This window comes from Nostoc sp. DSM 114167, from assembly GCF_052692655.1.
The window spans coordinates 995,561-1,013,499 of the sequence record NZ_CP195116.1; the positions used below are offsets into that span (position 1 = coordinate 995,561).

The window sequence follows — 17,939 nt, forward strand, 5'->3', positions numbered from 1 at the left end:
ATGACTAAGGACAAATTACCAATGACTACTCAGCTGTTTGTGTGATGGGTTTTAGTTTGTGAGCCAATCTTGATTTTTTCCTTGCCCCATTGTTTGGGTGAAGAACACCTCGTTTGATCGCCTTATCAATTTTCCCATAAGCCTCGGATAACCTAGCCTGCGCTTCTTGTTTTAATTCTGGGGTAGGATTAGCTGTATAAGCAGCTACAGCATTGAGGTATTTCTTCATCAGCGTCTTCACTGCTGATTTGTAAGATTTATTACGCAGTCGGTTGCGTTCTGCGATTTGGGCACGCTTGAGAGCAGACTTTGTATTCGCCACAGTCAATTCCAAAAATATGATTATTAATTATGTACACACACTACTAGACTTACTAATATAGCATCCAAATTGCCAATGTTATAATTTCCTAAAAAAATTATGGAATTAGGTATTGAGCATGAATGAAGATCGTCAATATTATTAGTTCTATAGTCTCTACTCGCCAATTCAGTATTTCCTCAATTGAGGAAATGCGTTAAACTAAAATACATCTAAATAAATTTCACCCTAACTCATCACAACCTGACTAAGCAATGTGATTGCCAATAAATATAATTTGTCTGTAAACCAAATGTATTATTTAGAAGCAGGAACTGTAAAGAGCTAAATCTCAGGGTTTGTCAAGTATAGAATCGATATATCGTGCCTGTACACACATTAAACTAGTAAAAGTTAGGGAAATAAGTAAAAATTATACTCAAACCAGAACCCCTATAAATTCAAGGGGATTGGATGTAACATACCATATACATCCCCCAAGGATTGAGGGAAAGGGTGTAAGGGGAGTGGGAAATGGCACACCTGCTTCCTACCGCTAGCCAGTCAAGGCTTGTCGGATTGAGCAATTAAGTCGCCTTCTCAAGCAAACTATACGCTGGTAGCCTTGAGAGTATCAAAAAAATCCAGGTTAAGCTAGAGAAGAGAATTAGAGTCAGCTTGCACACCCCAGTGGGTCAAGAGCAATACTAAATCTCAGGTGGCAATATTATAATTTTGGCATTGTCCTTACTCCATGCTGCGAATTATTACTCAGCAGGCAGACGTTAGAGCAGAACTACAACGGATCTGCGATCGCACCCATGACGAACAGGTACTTCACAAAGAAGCAACGGTGCGGGAAATTTTGCAAGCAGTGAAGCGCCAAGGCGATAAAGCTGTATTGCATTACACGGACGAATTTGACAAACAAACCCTCAAAGCAGAAGAACTCCGAGTTACAGGTTCGGAATTGGATGCAGCCTATCAACAGGTATCAAAAGAGTTGTTGAGTGCAGTTCGGCTAGCTTGCCGCCAAATTGAAGCGTTTCATCGTCAGCGAGTACCAAAAAGCTGGGTACACTTTGGTGACGATGAAGTAGTACTGGGCAAACGCTACACCCCTGTAGACCGAGCTGGGTTGTATGTGCCTGGTGGCCGTGCCGCCTATCCCAGTACAGTGCTAATGAATGCAATTCCGGCTCATGTTGCTGCTGTACCGCACGTGGTGATGGTAACACCACCAGGCCCAGGGGGTGCTATTAACCCAGCAGTCTTGGTAGCTGCCCAAGAAGCAGGGGTGCAAGAAATTTATCGTATTGGGGGCGCACAAGCGATCGCCGCTTTAGCTTATGGTACAGAAACAATTCCGAAAGTGAATGTGATTACTGGACCTGGTAACATTTATGTCACCCTAGCGAAAAAACTAGTCTATGGCACCGTCGGTATTGATTCTTTGGCGGGTCCTAGTGAAGTGCTGGTAATTGCTGATGAAACCGCAAATCCAGTACATGTAGCTGCTGACTTGCTAGCCCAAGCCGAACACGATCCAATGGCAGCAGCAATTTTGCTGACGACAGATGCGGCTTTGGCGAAAAATGTGCAATTAGCTTTGGAAAGACAGTTAGTCGATCATCCACGGCGAATAGACACAGAAAAAGCGATCGCTCACTACGGCTTGATTATCGTTGTGGAATCGCTCCAAGCCGCAGCAGAACTCTCAAATGAATTTGCCCCCGAACACCTGGAATTAGAAGTCAAAGACCCTTGGGCACTTTTACCACAGATTCGCCACGCTGGGGCGATCTTTTTGGGTTACTCAACGCCAGAAGCTGTAGGAGACTATTTGGCAGGTCCTAATCATACCTTGCCAACTTCTGGTGCTGCCCGCTTTGCTTCGGCATTGGGTGTTGAAACTTTCCTTAAACACTCTAGTATTATTCAATACTCTCAAACCGCACTGCAAAATGTGGCTGGTGCCATAGATGTGCTAGCAACAGCAGAAGGTTTACCTTCCCATGCTGATTCAGTACGACGCCGAATTCAGCAAGAATAGTGATTTGGAATGCTTAATTTTTTTTAATAACTGGAAGTTTGGATAACGATACCGACGGTAAGCTACGCTAAAGCACACCATTTGCTATCCTACCTTCAGCTATCTTTTAAGCACGAGTCGGGCATTGCTGACAGTAGTTTCTGGGAGAGGGTTTTCCTCTCTCAAAAACTCGTGAAAAGCTTCTCCAGAAAAGTTGCTACAACCTGTTCGCATGAAAGTGGCGTAAAACTAGCTGACCTATGGCGTAGCCTCAAATATCTAAACTTAAGTTGTCAGATAAAAAATTAGTTTAGTGTCACTGCCGACTAATTTTGCTAGATACTTATGTATGTAAGGGGTCTACTCTTTAGGAGACGAGAGCAGTGCTAAATAGTGTTTTGGTAGCTCTGGATGGTTCGGATATTTCAGAACGAGTAATTCAAGCTTTAGATAGTTTGGTGTTTTCAAAAGACGCCAAGGTTATTCTCTGTCATGTGTTTCTCACACCAGAGTCAGAAATGGAACTACCTGCCGATCGCCCTCAGCCAGAATCCCCAACGTTTTCTTATTTTCATATTGAAAAGCAACTGCAATTATATCAGGAAAAGTTATCAGCCAGAAGTGAGTTAGAGTTAGTAACTGGCGATCCCGCTGAAGAAATTATTCGTCTTGCCAATATTTATAAAACTGACTTGATCGTAATTGGCAGTCGGGGCTTGATGGGGATGAAACGAATTGTTCAGGGTTCAGTTAGCAGTCAAGTTGTAGAAGAGGCTAATTGTTCAGTGTTTGTCGTCAAACCGAGGTAACAATTTAAAAGGGAAAGCGATTGCGATAACTACCCAAAAACTAGCCTTTGAAGAATACCTGATATCTGATAATCGCACTGATAGTCGGTATAAATTGGTCAAGGAAAAACTAATTACCATGAGTTTAGAAAGTGGACAACATGGTGCACAAGGAGTTTAAGAATTTTAATCTATGCAATTCTGTGTTCTCTGGGTCTAGAGTCCTTAAATAAATTAGTTTTAAACAACAGAGCCACAGAAGAGGACACTTGCATGAGCGGGTTTCCCTACTTGAGCAACGTGTCCGTGGCACAGAAAGAAAAAAGAGATTTTTGGAGTCACCTTGAAAAGGCTAGCCATAGAGACAAAGAAAATCCCTTTTCTACGTTCAGTCAGTTAAATGTTCTTGAGTTGCTAAAAACTGACGCAAGCTCAACAAGCTGAGTGTTTGACCCAAATTCAAGGGCAAAATTGAAACTCCTTCCAAGCGGGACTGTACCCAACCTTCTCCCCAGTACCATTCGTGGAACCCGTCAATGCCTCCGCTGAGTAGTAAGCGAAGGCAGTTGGATTTGACAACCTTTACTTGATGATGAATCGCGATTGGCCCAGTCCAGGTTGTAAACTGGAATCCGGGAAGCAGTTCTTCTGGCATTCCTGGCGCAAAACGTTGCCCTAAAAGCCATTTTTTTAGTTGCACGGGATGCAGCAGACTGTCACGAATTGCATCTGTTGATGCTTCGATTTCAATCCGTAGTTGGCTTTGTTGAAAATTACCCAGCATTTTTCTCGGATTACCTAAAGATAAGACATCGCTATTTCTAATATTGCAAATAGTTTTTGTCATTAGTCATCAGTCCTACCCTGCGGGAAGCCCTTCGGGTGACGCTCCTGCGTCGCTAGCGCTGCGCTAACAGCAGTCGCTCATGGGGGAAACCACGCCAGATGCTCCACTTGGGGAAACCCCTGCGTACCCGTCACTGGCTCCCCAAGACCGCGCTACTTCACCGCTGGCGCGTCTATGTCCTTTGCAAATAACTAATAACTAATGACCAATGACCAATGACAGCCGTTTATTTACGTAACACCCGACTACGTTACTTTTCTTGCAGCAGAGAACTTAGAATAGAAAAAGTGAACTTGTTAAGAAATGTAAGGTTATTCATGGCGGATCAGTTAATTCGTGCAACAGCAGCCGAAGGTGGAATTCGTGCCGTAGGTGCGATCGCCACACGTTTAACAGAAGAAGCACGGCAGCGCCACAAGCTTTCTTATGTGGCAACGGCAGCACTGGGTCGGACTATGACGGCGGGCTTGTTAATGGCCTCTAGTATGAAGCGGACTGGATCGAGGGTGAATGTCCGCGTTAAGGGCGATGGCCCTTTGGGTGGCATATTAGTAGACGCAGGCTTAGATGGTACAGTACGCGGATATGTCGGCAATCCATCTGTAGAATTGCCTCCTAATGCCAAAGGTAAATTAGATGTTGGTGGTGCTGTGGGTAGCGGCTACCTCTACGTTGTGCGAGATATCGGTCGTGGTTATCCTTACTCTAGTACGGTAGAACTAGTTTCTGGCGAAATTGGCGATGATGTAGCTCATTATCTGGTGAATTCCGAACAAACACCTTCGGCTTTAGTTTTAGGTGTGTTTGTGGGAGCCGCCGGAGTAACTGCTGCTGGAGGATTACTGATACAAGTATTGCCCAAAGCCGCTAGAGACGAAGCCTTAGTAGAAAGGTTGGAATCACGGGTTGCTGGTCTAGCAGGATTTACGCCATTGTTGCAAGCTGGCAAGACGTTACCTGAAATCTTTGATGACTTATTGGGAGACATGGGGTTGGAAATCTTTTCCGAACGCCAAATGTTGCGCTTCCACTGTGGTTGCTCTTTCGATCGCGTTTTGGGGGCACTAAAGATTTTGGGAGAAGCTGAACTGCAAGATATGATTATCAAGGATGATGGTGCCGAAGCAACTTGCGACTTTTGCGGCAACGTCTACCAGGCAAGTAGCGATCAGTTAGCTCAACTAATTTCCGATTTGCAAGCCGAATCTGCTGTTTGAAGATAAAGTATAAAATAGCACTGATTTTAGAGATTGATAATGGTACTCTGTGGAGAGAGATAATCAAAAAAGTAGCTTTTTAATGACGAGAAAGTTACTATGTCAACAATGGAATTATCAATCTAAAACAGAGCGCTATTCAATTATTTTGGTGTGAGAGATGACAGAGCGGGATATTCCAGACAGTTGGTCAAGAGCCAGTGGAAGAGAGCCAGATCAAAGCAAAAGATTATCCCGAACAGAACAATTCGGTGAAACTCAGCCATTTGATGTCCCAGCTACTGGTTCTACCTCCAAGTCAGTGAAGCGGCGAAAAAAAAACCATACGAATAGTAATTCAGAAGAAACTGCCCAACTCAGTAGTACTTCTGGGAAATGGCCACGCTGGCTGAAAAGCTGGACATTGTGGCTAGTACTACTAATGTTGATTCCCAGCAGTGTCGGATTCTTGGCAATGGCAATGCTGCTAAAGTTACCAGCTGCCCCTAATTGTCCCTCGATTTTCTGGCCGCTAGCTAGTGCTTCTGTGCGGCTACATTGCGCTCAGTTAGCGGCTTCTAAGCAAACAGTGAACGACCTATTACAAGCGATCGCTCTAGTGAAGCAACTACCACAAAATCACCCATTGCATGGAGAAATCGATCGTTTCATCGAAGAATGGTCGCGGGATATTTTGAAGCTAGCCGATCAAAGTTTCCAAACTGGGAATTTAGAGGAAGCGATCGCGACTGCTCGTAAAATACCCGAAGATGTAGCAGCTTATAAACTAGTCGATGAACAAGTTGACAAATGGCAGTCAATTTGGTCAAAGGCTGAAGCCACATACAATGGTGCGATCGCCGAAGTAAAGGAACGGCGCTGGCAATCAGCATTCATGTTATCCGCTAAAATGCTGCGTGTAGACAATCAGTACTGGGCGGGTACTAAATACGACCAATTGAATCGTCTGATTGCTACAGCGCGGGAAGATGGCGATAAGTTAGGAAAAGCCGAAAGTTTAGCAAACAGCAAAGTAGTTGATAACATCCTAGAAGCGATCAAGTTAGCCGAGTCTATTGGTCAGGAAAGTTACCTTTACCAAAAAGCTCAGGAAGCGGTTCCGACATTTGGACGCAAAATGCTGGAATTAGCACAGGCGAAACTAGATAAAAAAGATGCGGATGAAGCGCTAAATATTGCTAGGCAAATACCGGAAAGTACGAAACTACAAGGCGAAACTGATGATTTTATTGCTATAGCTGACGCAAAAAGAAGTGCTTGGCTCGGTAATGTTTCTGGTTTAGAGGCAGCGATCGCTCAAGCACAACAAATCGATCCTTCCAGACCAGTGTATAACGAAGCACAGCAACTAATTGCTCGTTGGCAGTTGGAAATTGAAGATGTTGCCCATTTGGAAAAAGCAAGAATATTGGCTAGCCAGGGAACAGTCCCGAATTTAAACGCAGCAATCGCCCAAGTACAGCTTATTCCTGCTAGTAACCCTAGAGGCGCAGAAGCTAGACAAGAGATAGGTCGCTGGAATGCTCAAGTGGAGACAATTGAAGACCAACCTTACTTAGATCGCGCCGATCAGATCGCAATATTCGAGGATATTAACTCCTTGCAAGCTGCGATCGCCCAGGCCAGCGAAATTCGTAGAGGTCGTGCACTATATCCAGAAGCACGGAAAAAAATTCGTACTTGGGTAGGAAAAATTCAGCGAATTCAAGACCAACCTTACTTGGATCAAGCACAAGAACTGGCCCAGAGTGGAAATCTCACCGCCGCCATTAGCGCAGCTCAACAAATCGCCTCATCGGGAAGGGCGCTTTCACAAGAAGCACAAGCTGCGATCGATGACTGGGAAGGGCAAATTCGCACTAGAGAAAACTGGAAAAAAGCCCAGGAAGTGGGGGCCGCTGGTACTCCAGAAGCCTTGGTTGAGGCAATACGACTGGCGGATCGAATTTCAAACAATAGCATCTTACGTATGGATGCAAACCAGGCTATTGACCAATGGAGTCAGCAATTATTAGAAATAGCACGCACTCAAGGTCAGTCTGATATTGCTAGAGGCATTGACATTGCCAAATCAATTCCACGCGGTAGTGCTGCTTACAGTGCAGCGCAAGAGCAAATTAAGACTTGGCAGGATTTTCTCAATCCTCAACCTGAACCTCAGCCTTCGTCTGCGCCTGAATCTCTACCATTTCCTCGATCAACTACTATTAATGGTCAGTGATCGTCTATTAACTCAAGTTGCGGGTTATCCAATTCTAGGTTTTTTGCATCCGTCGATTCATGGGATGCCTACGCGCACCACAAGTTGGGGTTGCACTACGCACAACCCTAACTTCGACAAAATCAAAAAGACAATTACTGAATCAGTTTAGAGTATCAGAATTTGCTCATTCAAGAAATGCTTATCGAATAGTCAATGCAAAAATGAATGCTTCAAGCTTCAGTAAAAACCTTTTATACGTGGCTGTTAACGCTTAGTTTACCCTGCCTTCAGGCGTGAGATAATATCATGTCCGGGTAATCACTTATGATTACCGTATCTGTGGAAAAATCCCAAAAGTCTCTTTCCCCCAGCAAGAACTGCCCTCTAAATAATAAGTCTTCAACCGGACATGATATGAAGCTTAAATTCTTTATTCCCCGATCGCTTCTCCCCATTCCTTAATGACTGAAAATAGTGATGAGTAATCATCATCAGCAAATGACATTTTTACGGCCGTTTGCAAGATTTGCCGCACTCCTTTAATACTGCTGAGATCCAAACTCCGAGATTTCGCTTCCGAGATAAATAACTCCGTATCTTTAAGCAAGTGTTTTGTGGGGAAATTGGGATCGGCATAATTGCCATCTAACATCCGTTGTAGCTTTTTGTCAAAGGTAGGCGCATAGAGGGGACTGTCGCGCAAGATTTGCATAAACACATCTACATCGACACCTTGACGCTGGACAAAAGCTAGACTCAAACCAAAGCTAGTTGTTAGAGAAGCTATTAGTTGATTTAGTGCCAATTTAAGCGCCGCCGCAGATCCTACTGGCCCGATAAGTAAAGGTTCTGTCCCAAAATTTTGGAGTAACTTTAAGTGGCGTTCGTATTGTTCTGGCTCGGCCCCTACCATAACACTCAACTTGCCAGCTTTTGCTTCTGGGATACTCCCTAATACGGGCGCTTCTAAGTACTCACCACCACCCCCAACAACTGCATCTCTAATTTCCTGGCTTTCTGTGGGCGTAATTGTTCCCATTTGGATAATCGTGCGCCCTTCCAGAGTTTGCCAAGCAGTATCTGAAAGCAACACATTGTAAATAGCTGGGGCATTAGTCAGCATAAGAATTACGCACTCAGCAGCACGAATGGCGTGGCGGGGATGTGTAGCAATTTCAGCCCCAGCTGCTTGTAGTGATGCTAATTTTTCTGGGGTACGATTGTAGGCAACTAGCTGTATATCTGCGGCTAATAACCTTTGAGCCATTGGTAGTCCCATCAGTCCAGTTCCCAGAAATGCCACCTTCATTTTTTACGTTCCTTTAGTACAGCGTCACCATAAGCGTTGCGTAAAGCTTTTGGCATAGCAACTCTTAGAGAGGCTACGCCAACGCTCAGAGCGAGTCATTGAGCGTTATAGCCCATCATGAACATCGCATTGTTTGATTCAAATTTAGTTAGGAAATAGTTATTTGAAATTTGAAATATAATCCTAAATCCCAGTTTTCTTACTTCCTAACTCTGGCAATCAACCACCGGCAGCAAAAGTTAACATAATTATCACTGACAGTAATATACCAGGGGTAAGTAGTGTTACTAGCATTAACAGGTCATGAGTGGACATAATTATTACTTTGGTAGTGTGTTTAACTTTACTGTAATCACTGTTATGCTAGTCCAAATAAGACTGATACTGCATTCTTAAATAGAGTTTTAACTTTTCAACTTTACGCTTACTCTGGCAGGATCAATCCTTTTAATGGTTGAGAGATTTCTGTTTTGTCCAGACCTTTGCTCTGAATTAAGACTCCAAAGCCGCCGAGTCCTGTGGGGTCTAGAAGTTGGTGTAGTGCGTCCCGATGCTGTAGTAACTGCGAGAGAGGTTGCTTTTGCTGGGAAAGGGCTGCAATACGATCGCCTAATCCCAATGCCATCAAAAATAATCCCTGCTGAATAAAACCAACATTCTTTAAATTACATTTCTCACCCCAGCGTTCCAAAGCTGTAAAGTCAATATGGGCAGTTATATCTTGTCGCCCAATATTAATATAAGGGTTGTCATGGAAGCGGTGGTGATAATAGCACTGTAACGTTCCTTGCGATCGCCTGGGATTGTAGTAACGGCTGGCGGGGTAGCCATAATCAATTGTTAACACATAGCCGCGCTGCAAGCGGTCTGCTACTATACTCAACCAGTCTAAAGCAGCTAAATTAATTTCACTACGGTAGCCATCTGGATATGCACTTTGGGTAAAGTTCATTTCCACCAAGTCTAAATATTCAGCTAGTTGGGGCGTTGAAGGTTCCCCTGTGACTTCCACAAATGATGAACAGGTTTCTTTCTGATTACTATCTGTAGTTACATAAATTTCTCGGAGTTCTCCCGTTTCTAGGATGAATTGATGCACGGGAAACGCATCTACTAACTCGTTAGAGAAAAAGCAACCTGCGATCGCATTTGGTGGTATCTCCTCTAAATTACACCAACGCACCGGAAAATCTTGCAAGCGTTGCTGCTGTTCTTGTCTTAAAGTTGGAGACTTTTCAACAATTATGTACTCTAGGGCGCTAAAAAAATCTGGGTAGTGTAGCTGATGATATTTAAGGATATGCAAAGCTAGCAGTCCTTGACCTGCTCCCATTTCTACCAGAGAAAAGGGTACAGGTTTTCCTAAAATCTCCCACATTTGCAAAAATTGTTCTGCGAGTAACTCGCCAAAGTCAGAACAGAGATTGGGAGAGGTAAAAAAATCACTATCTTTAAAGCCTATTTTGACTGCATCGCTGGAATAGTAGCCGTATTCAGGGTGGTATAATGCCATGTCCATGAATTGGGCAAAAGTAATTCGTTGCTGGGGACTAGTGGTAATGTAATTGGCGATCGCAGCACACAATGCTGGATTTGAATCCATAAAATTTGAGATTGGGGAGTATAGAAATAAATGAATTATGAATGATGCAAAATAAAACTCATAATTCATTATTTTCCTAATGGTCTACAAACCCCATGATATCGACCATTGTGGGATAAGTGCTGGCATTGATTGACAGACAAAACTGGGGAAGTTTGCAGTTCGATGCGATCGCCATCAAATTGTTCTGTCCCTAATGACCTAAAATCTTTATTTTCTACTTAAGATTTATTTTATAAATAGTCTTTTAGGTATTGATTTTTTCTCTTGCGATCGCAATCTACAGCCCAATTAATCGCGTCCAAGGCAATTTGCTATTTAGCCATTCACCAACGACACCAGCACACCGTTGGGATCGCGGACACGAGCAATAGTGTGTCCCCCAGGCTGGGTTTTCGGGGCATCTAGTGTTTTTGCACCAGCCCCGATCGCTCTCATGTAAGCGCTGCCAACATCAGGAGTGATAAATGATATCTGAATTAATGGCGGTGGTTGTGTGGGATCGTTGGCATGAAAGCCACCAGGAAATAATTTCTGTGCTTCGTTACTAGAAGAGAAAGCTAGTGTGGTGTTTCCGGTTTCGATTTCCGCCCAGATAGATTGCCCTTTTTCCAGGAGAGTGCGACGAACTAAACCAAAAGCTTTTTCGTAAAACTCAACTGTTTTAACTACATCGTCTACCCAGATTACCGTGTAACCAAATTTCACAGTTTTTTCTCCTTTTCTAGAAAGATCGGTGCTGGCGAGGATTTCTGCTACTTAACTGTATGCGATTTGAATACACAGTAACTTAGCTTTCCAGAATGTTACGATCTGTTGCTAGGGTTTGTGCCCCTGTTTGGATCGTTTCTATATCTGATGGCGACCAATAATGAGGCCCTTGACACTGATGTGCTACTAGTAATCCCCATAATCCTTTAGGGATGACAATTGGTACAACCAAGTTGGCGCGAACCTGCATACTGCGGAGAAAATCTCGGTGACAAGGCTGGATTGGCTCTAATTCAATATCAGCGATCGCCCTTACGCGTCCTGCTAAGTATAAAGCAGCATACTCATTGTTAAAACAATCATCTGGCCCAGTGGAACCAAGTATTGAGAATTCTTGAGAACTCAAAGATTCAAAAGTCACCTGCCCTTCCCACTGACTGTAAAAATAATACAACACCACCCGATCGACCTGAAGCGATTCTCTGAGTTGATTGGTTGTTTGCTGGACTAACTCATCGCGCTGTATTGATTTAACAAGGCGGTCGAGCAATTTCTGTAAACCCTGTTCAGAGCGATCGCAGCTGTGGTTAAATTCGGAGTGAGGATGAATTTTCACGGTTCTAATATGACGACTAAGTAAATGCTGCCGTATTTATATAGTAATTTATTACACTTTCTTTAAATACATTTTTGTATTGAGAGCAGCAATTCAATTTTAACGAAACACAATACTAGTAAACCTCTTCGTCAATTTAAAATAAATTACTAAGAAGTAGCGTTTTTTCATCTACACTAAGGATGATTCTAAATTTTAAATTTAAAGTTAAGAATATTAAAATTTTACAGATAATATGTATCTTGAGTTTTTCTAGCATAAATTATTGATTGCGATTTAATCTGCGAGTTTTCACCAAATCACAAGTCAGTTTGTATTCACAGTTACAAAAAATTATCAGTCAATATAGTCCAGATAAGAACAAAACACTTGTAAAGACGGCGATTTATCGCGTCTCAAAAACCCAAGCGTATTGCCAGCTATGTTTGCTTTAATGAGTTAATGCAACTCTTTGTGATTCTCCAAACATTGGGGCGAAGTTACGGTAAGCTTCTAATGCTGCTTCTTTAACAGTTGTATTCACAATCGGAAATGTTGTGAGGATGTAGCTAAATTCATCTTCGGTTAAGCCGTAAAGGTATGCTACCATTCCATCGAGTTCGGCGCGGAGTTTAGCGCGTTCTGTTTCGTCAGTAACGCCTTGTTGATGGAAACCTAAACGGACTTCTTGCGCGAGTTCGTCAAATTATGGTGTGGTGTTTAACCATGCTTTTGATACTTTATAAATCCTTTACCTTTGTTTACGGTTCAGAAATATTACTGAAATCGATTTCTTTGAGTCTTGGCTTTCTTTGTTTGTATAGCCATGATTTTTTAATCATCAGGTATATTTGCTGATTACTTTATCAAAATGCCTAATTGCTTTATAAAAATGCCCGTTTACTTTCTCAAAATACTGAAATGCTTAATCAAAATAAGCTTTGACTTACTCAAAAGGTCATTTGACTTACTCATTTTGGTGTTTTCCGCAAGCAAAAGCAGCTTTTACTTACTCAAAAGGAGCTTTTGCTTACTCATTTTGGTGTTTTCCGCAAGCAAAAGCAGCTTTGACTTACTCATTTTGGTGTTTTCCGCAAGCAAAAGGAACTTTTACTTACTCAAACCCCAGTTTACTTTCTAATTTCGGTGTTTTCCACAATATAACAAAGACGCGATAAATCGCCGTCTCTACAAAGGGGTAATTATTGTAGAGACGGCGATTTATCGCGTCTATTGCCTTAATTCAAAATTACGAATTAGAAAATAATCCCAAAGAACAAATAATCTGAGGTTCTTGCTTTTCTAGTTATTCTGTAGGTAGATGTAGTAAGGTGAGACTAAATCTTGCCTAGCCCAACTCCGATCGATAATTGCTGCTAATTCTTGAGGAATCTCTACACAACCGTAATCTTGCTAGCGATCGCTAATCTTCTCATAAAAATAACCCCTTTTATAGGGGTTATTTTTAGATAATACTGTTGATAAGTAAACTAAACCACAGCAGATAGTTGTCGTTTAAAGAAAGCTTGTAATACTCTCTCTGCTATTTGATGACTAGTTAAACCTAGTTCTGTCTTAGATTCATTGGGTTCAGCATGATCTACCAACACATCTGGTACACCAAATCGCTTGACAGGAACGAGAATATCTGCATCTAGTAAAGCCTCGGCGATCGCAGAACCAAAGCCACCCATGACACAGCCTTCTTCTAAGGTGACGACACGGCCGATTTTCTTCGCTAAAGGCAAAATCAACTCGGTATCCAAAGGCTTAACGAAACGGGCATTAATTACAGTTGCTTCAATGCCATGCTCGCTGAGAATTTCAGCAGCTTGCATTCCTGGATAGACCATTGTGCCATAAGCAACAATTAACACATCATCGCCTGTACGCAGAATCTCGCCTTTGCCGATTTCCAAAGGTTCCCAACCTTCCTCCATCAAGGGAACGCCGTAGCCATTGCCACGAGGGTAGCGCATTGCGATCGGGCCACTGGTATGCTCAACACCAGTTACTACCATGCTTTGCAGTTCTGCCTCGTCTTTGGGGGCCATGATTACCATGTTGGGAATGCAACGCAGATAGGCAATGTCATACATACCTTGGTGGGTGGGGCCATCAGATCCGACGATTCCCGCCCGATCCAAGCAGAAGAATACTGGCAGGTTTTGGATGCAGACATCATGAATTATCTGATCGTAGGCGCGTTGCAAGAAAGTAGAATAAATAGCTGCAACGGGGCGCATTCCTTCGCTTGCAAGTCCTGCTGCTAAGGTAATTGCGTGTTGTTCCGCAATGCCGACATCTATATATTGATTCGGCAGTTTTGCTTGAAGTTTATCTAAACCTGTCCCTGTTGCCATAGCCGCAGTAATGCCGACGATTTTCGGGTTTTGTTCGGCAAGTTTTACCAGAGTGTGAGAAAAGACTTTGGCATAAGCTGGGGGTTTGGGTTTATTAGAAGGAATAGCTTTGCCAGTTGCGACGTTGAAGGGGCTTTGAGCGTGGTAGCCAACTTGATCTAGTTCGGCAATTTCATAACCTTTGCCTTTTACTGTTGCTACATGTACCAAAACTGGGCCTGGTATCTGATGTGCTTGTTGGAAAGTAGCAATCAATTCTTCAAGATTATGCCCATCCACTGGCCCAATGTAGGTAAAGCCGAGTTCTTCAAAAACTGCACCTACCTTCGGAACAGCCAAGCGCTTCATACCTTCTTTGATGCGTCCGAGTTCGGGTGAGAGGGATTCACCAACGAAGGGAATTTGCTTAAACTGTTCTTCAAGATTATCTTTAATAAATTGCACCGGTTGGCTAAGGCGCATTTTGTTGAGATAGCGAGGAATCGCGCCGACGTTGCGAGATATGGACATGTCGTTGTCATTGAGAACAACCAACAGGTTCGTTTTTGGCATGTGTCCGGCATGGTTAATCGCTTCTAAAGCCATGCCTCCAGTCAGTGCGCCATCGCCAATCACAGCAACGGCTTTAAATTTTTCTCCTTTCAAGTCTCGCGCTAAAGCCATGCCCAAAGCTGCTGAAATACTTGTAGAAGCGTGTCCAGCCCCAAAGTGGTCAAACTTGTTTTCACCCCGTTTCAGATAGCCCGCAACTCCGTCCTTTTGTCTGAGGGTGTGGAAGCGATCGTAACGTCCTGTAAGCAGTTTGTGGGGATAAGCCTGGTGTCCTACATCCCAAATAACTTTATCCCGATCTAAGTCCAGTGTTTGGTAAAGTCCTAGTGTTAATTCGACAACACCCAACCCTGGCCCCAAGTGTCCACCATTAACTGCTACTGTTTGAAGATGCTTATCTCGAATCTGACGGGCAATCTGTTGCAGTTGGCGAACAGATAAACCGTGCAACTGATTAGGATGGGTGATTTCGCTCAGATGCATATTATAAGGTTTTCCTCTCTAACTTCGAGTCTCGGTATTTTGATTTTCCCACGGTCGGGTTGTCCACAGAATCAAACTCTTACATTGTTACTAAGTTGTAGTGGAAAGTATAACTTCTTAATTGACGATGGTGAAAAATTTGTTAACCATTAACAATTCGTCAAATAAGATTGCAATCAGTTAAAGTTATAACACATTTTCCCGTGGGTAATGCTACCTAAAAAATGCCTCTAATGCGTATATAAAAACAAGTTTTTTAAGAGTAATTTGCGGAAGTTCCCTAAGCAGATTACTCAATTTTGCCATCTTTAAGTTAGTACAAACGAAAGTCAAATATTTTATTTACAGCTATATATCTAGCATAATTACTAGTAAATATTTAACTATGGTTTCTACTCTGGTTCGCTGACAGCAGCTAATTTTATCAACGAGCGCTAGTTCTTATAACTATGACAAATATGTATCTAAAGCTACTTGATTACTTGATTACTTTATTGAACTTCATTTATTAATATATATCTCGTTAAGAGTCTCCAACTGGAAACGAAGCATTAATTACAATTCCTTATAGGGATGCACAGCTATCTGTGTTACCCTACCATAATGTTTAACTACCTGTAAATTGCTGTAATGTAATAATATTGATGTAACCTTAGATTTTCCGAAATTACTCGCAAACAACAATATTTCCGACCTCTTTAAGAAGTCGGAAATTTGAAGCTTTCGATTTTTACAAATCCAATAGGATTGCTATATCTATATCTCTATTTACCAAAAGCATCTTTAATGTTTTCAACAGTACGTTCAACAACATTCTTTGTGTTGTCTACTGCTTCTTTAGTCCGAGATGCATCTTCATTTGCTCTCTTCTGAATTGTAGTGGCATCCTTCTTGGCTTTACGTCCAATAGGGCTATCATTGTCTGTTGCTTGGTCAACTTTACTGGAATTGCTCTTGGCAGCGTCCTTAACTTTATCTGCCGTATCATCAATGAAATTTTTGGTTCGTCCAGCATCTCTAGCAGCTTTGTCTTGGGCGCGATCTGCATCATCATATGCAATCAAGGTTCCAGCAGGATCGGCCATTGCTGAGGTGTTGGAGAAAAATGCACCTTGCCAAACGAAAGCGATCGTTAACATACAAAACAGCGCTGTGACCATCCAGCGTTTTACGGTGGAAAACTGTTTTGCAACATTATTGGATTTCATACAATACAATCTCATGTGATTTTGTATACTATTTTTACTTCATTTAGCTTGTTAGCGATATCGATCCCTAGATAGAATTTCTGGCATCAATAGTTATGAAATGAATTCACTATTTTGATAGATTGAATTTTGAGTAAAGATTATTTCTTGGGAATTAAACGTATTTTGAACATCCGCGATCGCCTTTGAGTTAATTAACTTGCGATCGCTTCCAGGGGACGGTTACGCGAGCGCAACTGAATTTTTACGATTGGGGCGTTTGCATTCTGATTTTTTCTTTATTCCAATCCAACATCTGAGAAGCTGCTGGTAATACAACTCAATAGCAGACTTAATCACTTTGTTACAGCCTGATTAATCTGCTGTTAAATAAAGGCTAGTTTATCGGCATATTCGTCATTTAATCGTGCATTAATTCGCATCGTTAGGTTCGTTTGTCATACAATCTGTATGACAAACATAATATACCTGCTACCTCGTCAACAACTTCCGGCGCAGATTATCCAACGCTGCATTTGCACTGACATGACGAATTAAAGCTCGACCTCGCACAGTACCAAACTGATACTCAAAACTTGTCACTTCATCCTTTGGTCCGGCTAAACCAATGTAAACTAAACCCACTGGCTTTGTATCTGTCCCTCCGGTTGGGCCAGCAATTCCAGTAATACTCAGTCCCCAAGTTGTTGCAAGGCGGGTTTTGACTCCAACAGCCATTTGCTCTGCAACAGTAGCACTTACCGCCCCAAATTTATTTAAATCTTCCTGGTTAACCCCCAACAGCCTAACCTTTACGGAATTGTCATAAGAAATTACTCCACCCCAAAAGTAATCAGAACTCCCAGAAATCTCAGTCAACATTTGCCCTAAACCGCCACCAGTACAAGATTCTGCCACTGAAAGCGTTTCTTTTGATGCCCGCAACAACTGACCAACTACGGAAGCGAGAGTATCATTATTAACGCCATAAAAATCCAGTCCAGCAATTTCTTTAAGTTGTTTTTCAATGGGCGCAATTAGGGCTTCTGAGGCTGCTTCTGAATTTGCTTTTGCAGAAACTCGCAATCTAACTTCCCCTTTACCTGCATAAGGGGCGACTGTGGGATTTGGCAACTTTAAATACGAAGCAACCTTTTCCGCTAAAGCAGATTCACCAATACCCCAAAACTTTAAACTCCGACTGTAAATAATTTCTTTACCCCAACCTTGACTTTTGAGAAATGGTACAGCTGTTTCTTCCCACATCACGTGCATTTCACTGGGAACACCGGGAAAGGTAAAAATCGTGATTTCAGGACGAGGTTGCCAAATGATGCCGGGTGCTGTTCCAGTGGGGTTAGGGAGAATTTCTGCACCTTGGGGAATCAAAGCCTGCTTGCGGTTACTTGGTGACATAACCCGACCACGTTGGGCAAATTTCTGCGTTATGTCTTCGATGATGTCAGAACGTTCTACCAAAGGGACTTTAAAAAAATCGGCGATGGTTTCGCAGGTGAGATCGTCTGGTGTGGGGCCGAGTCCACCAGTGAAAATGAGAATTTGCGCTCTGGAAATAGCAATTTCTATAACTTGCTTCAACCGTTCTGGATTATCCCCAACCACTGTTTGATAGTAGTGGGGAATACCTAGTTGCGCTAATTGTTGCGCCAAAAATTGAGCATTGCCGTTGAGGATATCTCCTAGCAATAATTCAGTACCAACACAAATAATTTCTGCACTCATTGGAA

The 17,939-nt window shown here is 42.6% G+C and carries 14 protein-coding genes; 4 read left to right on the forward strand and 10 right to left on the reverse strand.

All coding sequences use genetic code 11. From position 1 onward, the window contains the following. Positions 1–25: 25 nt before the first annotated feature. Entirely contained in the window at positions 26–322 is a 297-nt protein-coding gene (gene rpsT / locus NSTC731_RS04065) for a 30S ribosomal protein S20 (protein WP_445629732.1), read from the reverse strand. A gap of 733 nt (positions 323–1,055) precedes the next feature. Between rpsT and hisD the strand changes: the two genes are divergently transcribed. Further along, positions 1,056–2,354: a histidinol dehydrogenase gene (gene hisD / locus NSTC731_RS04070; RefSeq protein ID WP_445629733.1), complete on the forward strand. Its 1,299-nt coding sequence runs from the start codon at positions 1,056–1,058 to the stop codon at positions 2,352–2,354. Between the two features lie 362 nt (positions 2,355–2,716). Continuing rightward, positions 2,717–3,142: a universal stress protein gene (locus NSTC731_RS04075; RefSeq protein WP_445629734.1), complete on the forward strand. Its 426-nt coding sequence runs from the start codon at positions 2,717–2,719 to the stop codon at positions 3,140–3,142. Between the two features lie 367 nt (positions 3,143–3,509). Here the strand turns inward: NSTC731_RS04075 and NSTC731_RS04080 are convergent, their stop codons facing one another. Then, positions 3,510–3,905: a hypothetical protein gene (locus NSTC731_RS04080; RefSeq protein ID WP_445632012.1), complete on the reverse strand. Its 396-nt coding sequence runs from the start codon at positions 3,903–3,905 to the stop codon at positions 3,510–3,512. Positions 3,906–4,285: 380 nt separating this feature from the next. Here NSTC731_RS04080 and hslO point away from each other — a divergent pair, with 380 nt between their 5' ends. Together hslO and NSTC731_RS04090 are read left to right on the forward strand one after the other, a co-directional pair. After that, the gene (hslO, locus tag NSTC731_RS04085) at positions 4,286–5,185 is read left to right on the forward strand and encodes an Hsp33 family molecular chaperone HslO (RefSeq protein WP_445629735.1); all 900 of its coding nucleotides are present in this window, start codon (positions 4,286–4,288) and stop codon (positions 5,183–5,185) included. 160 nt (positions 5,186–5,345) lie between these two features. Continuing rightward, positions 5,346–7,406, forward strand: coding sequence for a chromosome segregation ATPase (locus tag NSTC731_RS04090; protein WP_445629736.1), 2,061 nt, complete (start codon positions 5,346–5,348; stop codon positions 7,404–7,406). Between the two features lie 412 nt (positions 7,407–7,818). Here NSTC731_RS04090 and NSTC731_RS04095 read toward each other — a convergent pair whose 3' ends face one another. From NSTC731_RS04095 to NSTC731_RS04130, 8 genes are all read right to left on the reverse strand, one after another. After that, positions 7,819–8,697, reverse strand: a complete 879-nt coding sequence (locus NSTC731_RS04095) for an NAD(P)-dependent oxidoreductase (protein ID WP_445629737.1) — start codon at positions 8,695–8,697, stop codon at positions 7,819–7,821. Between the two features lie 424 nt (positions 8,698–9,121). Then, positions 9,122–10,300, reverse strand: coding sequence for a class I SAM-dependent methyltransferase (locus NSTC731_RS04100; protein WP_445629738.1), 1,179 nt, complete (start codon positions 10,298–10,300; stop codon positions 9,122–9,124). Positions 10,301–10,618: 318 nt separating this feature from the next. After that, positions 10,619–11,008, reverse strand: a complete 390-nt coding sequence (locus NSTC731_RS04105) for a VOC family protein (protein ID WP_445629739.1) — start codon at positions 11,006–11,008, stop codon at positions 10,619–10,621. Positions 11,009–11,090: 82 nt separating this feature from the next. Beyond that, positions 11,091–11,627, reverse strand: coding sequence for a GAF domain-containing protein (locus NSTC731_RS04110; RefSeq protein WP_445629740.1), 537 nt, complete (start codon positions 11,625–11,627; stop codon positions 11,091–11,093). A 430-nt stretch (positions 11,628–12,057) separates the two neighbouring features. Next, complete coding sequence (locus tag NSTC731_RS04115) at positions 12,058–12,216, reverse strand: hypothetical protein (RefSeq protein ID WP_445629741.1); 159 nt, start codon at positions 12,214–12,216, stop codon at positions 12,058–12,060. An 880-nt stretch (positions 12,217–13,096) separates the two neighbouring features. Continuing rightward, positions 13,097–15,004: a 1-deoxy-D-xylulose-5-phosphate synthase gene (gene dxs / locus NSTC731_RS04120; RefSeq protein ID WP_445629742.1), complete on the reverse strand. Its 1,908-nt coding sequence runs from the start codon at positions 15,002–15,004 to the stop codon at positions 13,097–13,099. Positions 15,005–15,768: 764 nt separating this feature from the next. Next, on the reverse strand, positions 15,769–16,212 hold the full coding sequence (locus NSTC731_RS04125; protein ID WP_445629743.1) for a hypothetical protein: 444 nt from the start codon (positions 16,210–16,212) through the stop codon (positions 15,769–15,771). Positions 16,213–16,683: 471 nt separating this feature from the next. After that, positions 16,684–17,934 carry a competence/damage-inducible protein A gene (locus NSTC731_RS04130; protein WP_445629744.1) on the reverse strand — a complete coding sequence of 417 codons (1,251 nt, stop codon included), beginning with the start codon at positions 17,932–17,934 and terminating at the stop codon, positions 16,684–16,686. Between the last annotated feature and the right edge of the window lie 5 nt (positions 17,935–17,939).

Coding starts and splice junctions, on each gene's coding strand:
- hisD (WP_445629733.1), top strand. CDS start 1,056: ATGCTGCGAATTATTACTCAGCAGGCAGACGTTAGAGCAGAACTACAA.
- NSTC731_RS04080 (WP_445632012.1), bottom strand. CDS start 3,905: ATGCTGGGTAATTTTCAACAAAGCCAACTACGGATTGAAATCGAAGCA.
- hslO (WP_445629735.1), top strand. CDS start 4,286: ATGGCGGATCAGTTAATTCGTGCAACAGCAGCCGAAGGTGGAATTCGT.
- NSTC731_RS04090 (WP_445629736.1), top strand. CDS start 5,346: ATGACAGAGCGGGATATTCCAGACAGTTGGTCAAGAGCCAGTGGAAGA.
- NSTC731_RS04095 (WP_445629737.1), bottom strand. CDS start 8,697: ATGAAGGTGGCATTTCTGGGAACTGGACTGATGGGACTACCAATGGCT.
- NSTC731_RS04100 (WP_445629738.1), bottom strand. CDS start 10,300: ATGGATTCAAATCCAGCATTGTGTGCTGCGATCGCCAATTACATTACC.
- NSTC731_RS04115 (WP_445629741.1), bottom strand. CDS start 12,216: ATGGTAGCATACCTTTACGGCTTAACCGAAGATGAATTTAGCTACATC.
- dxs (WP_445629742.1), bottom strand. CDS start 15,004: ATGCATCTGAGCGAAATCACCCATCCTAATCAGTTGCACGGTTTATCT.
- NSTC731_RS04125 (WP_445629743.1), bottom strand. CDS start 16,212: ATGAAATCCAATAATGTTGCAAAACAGTTTTCCACCGTAAAACGCTGG.
- NSTC731_RS04130 (WP_445629744.1), bottom strand. CDS start 17,934: ATGAGTGCAGAAATTATTTGTGTTGGTACTGAATTATTGCTAGGAGAT.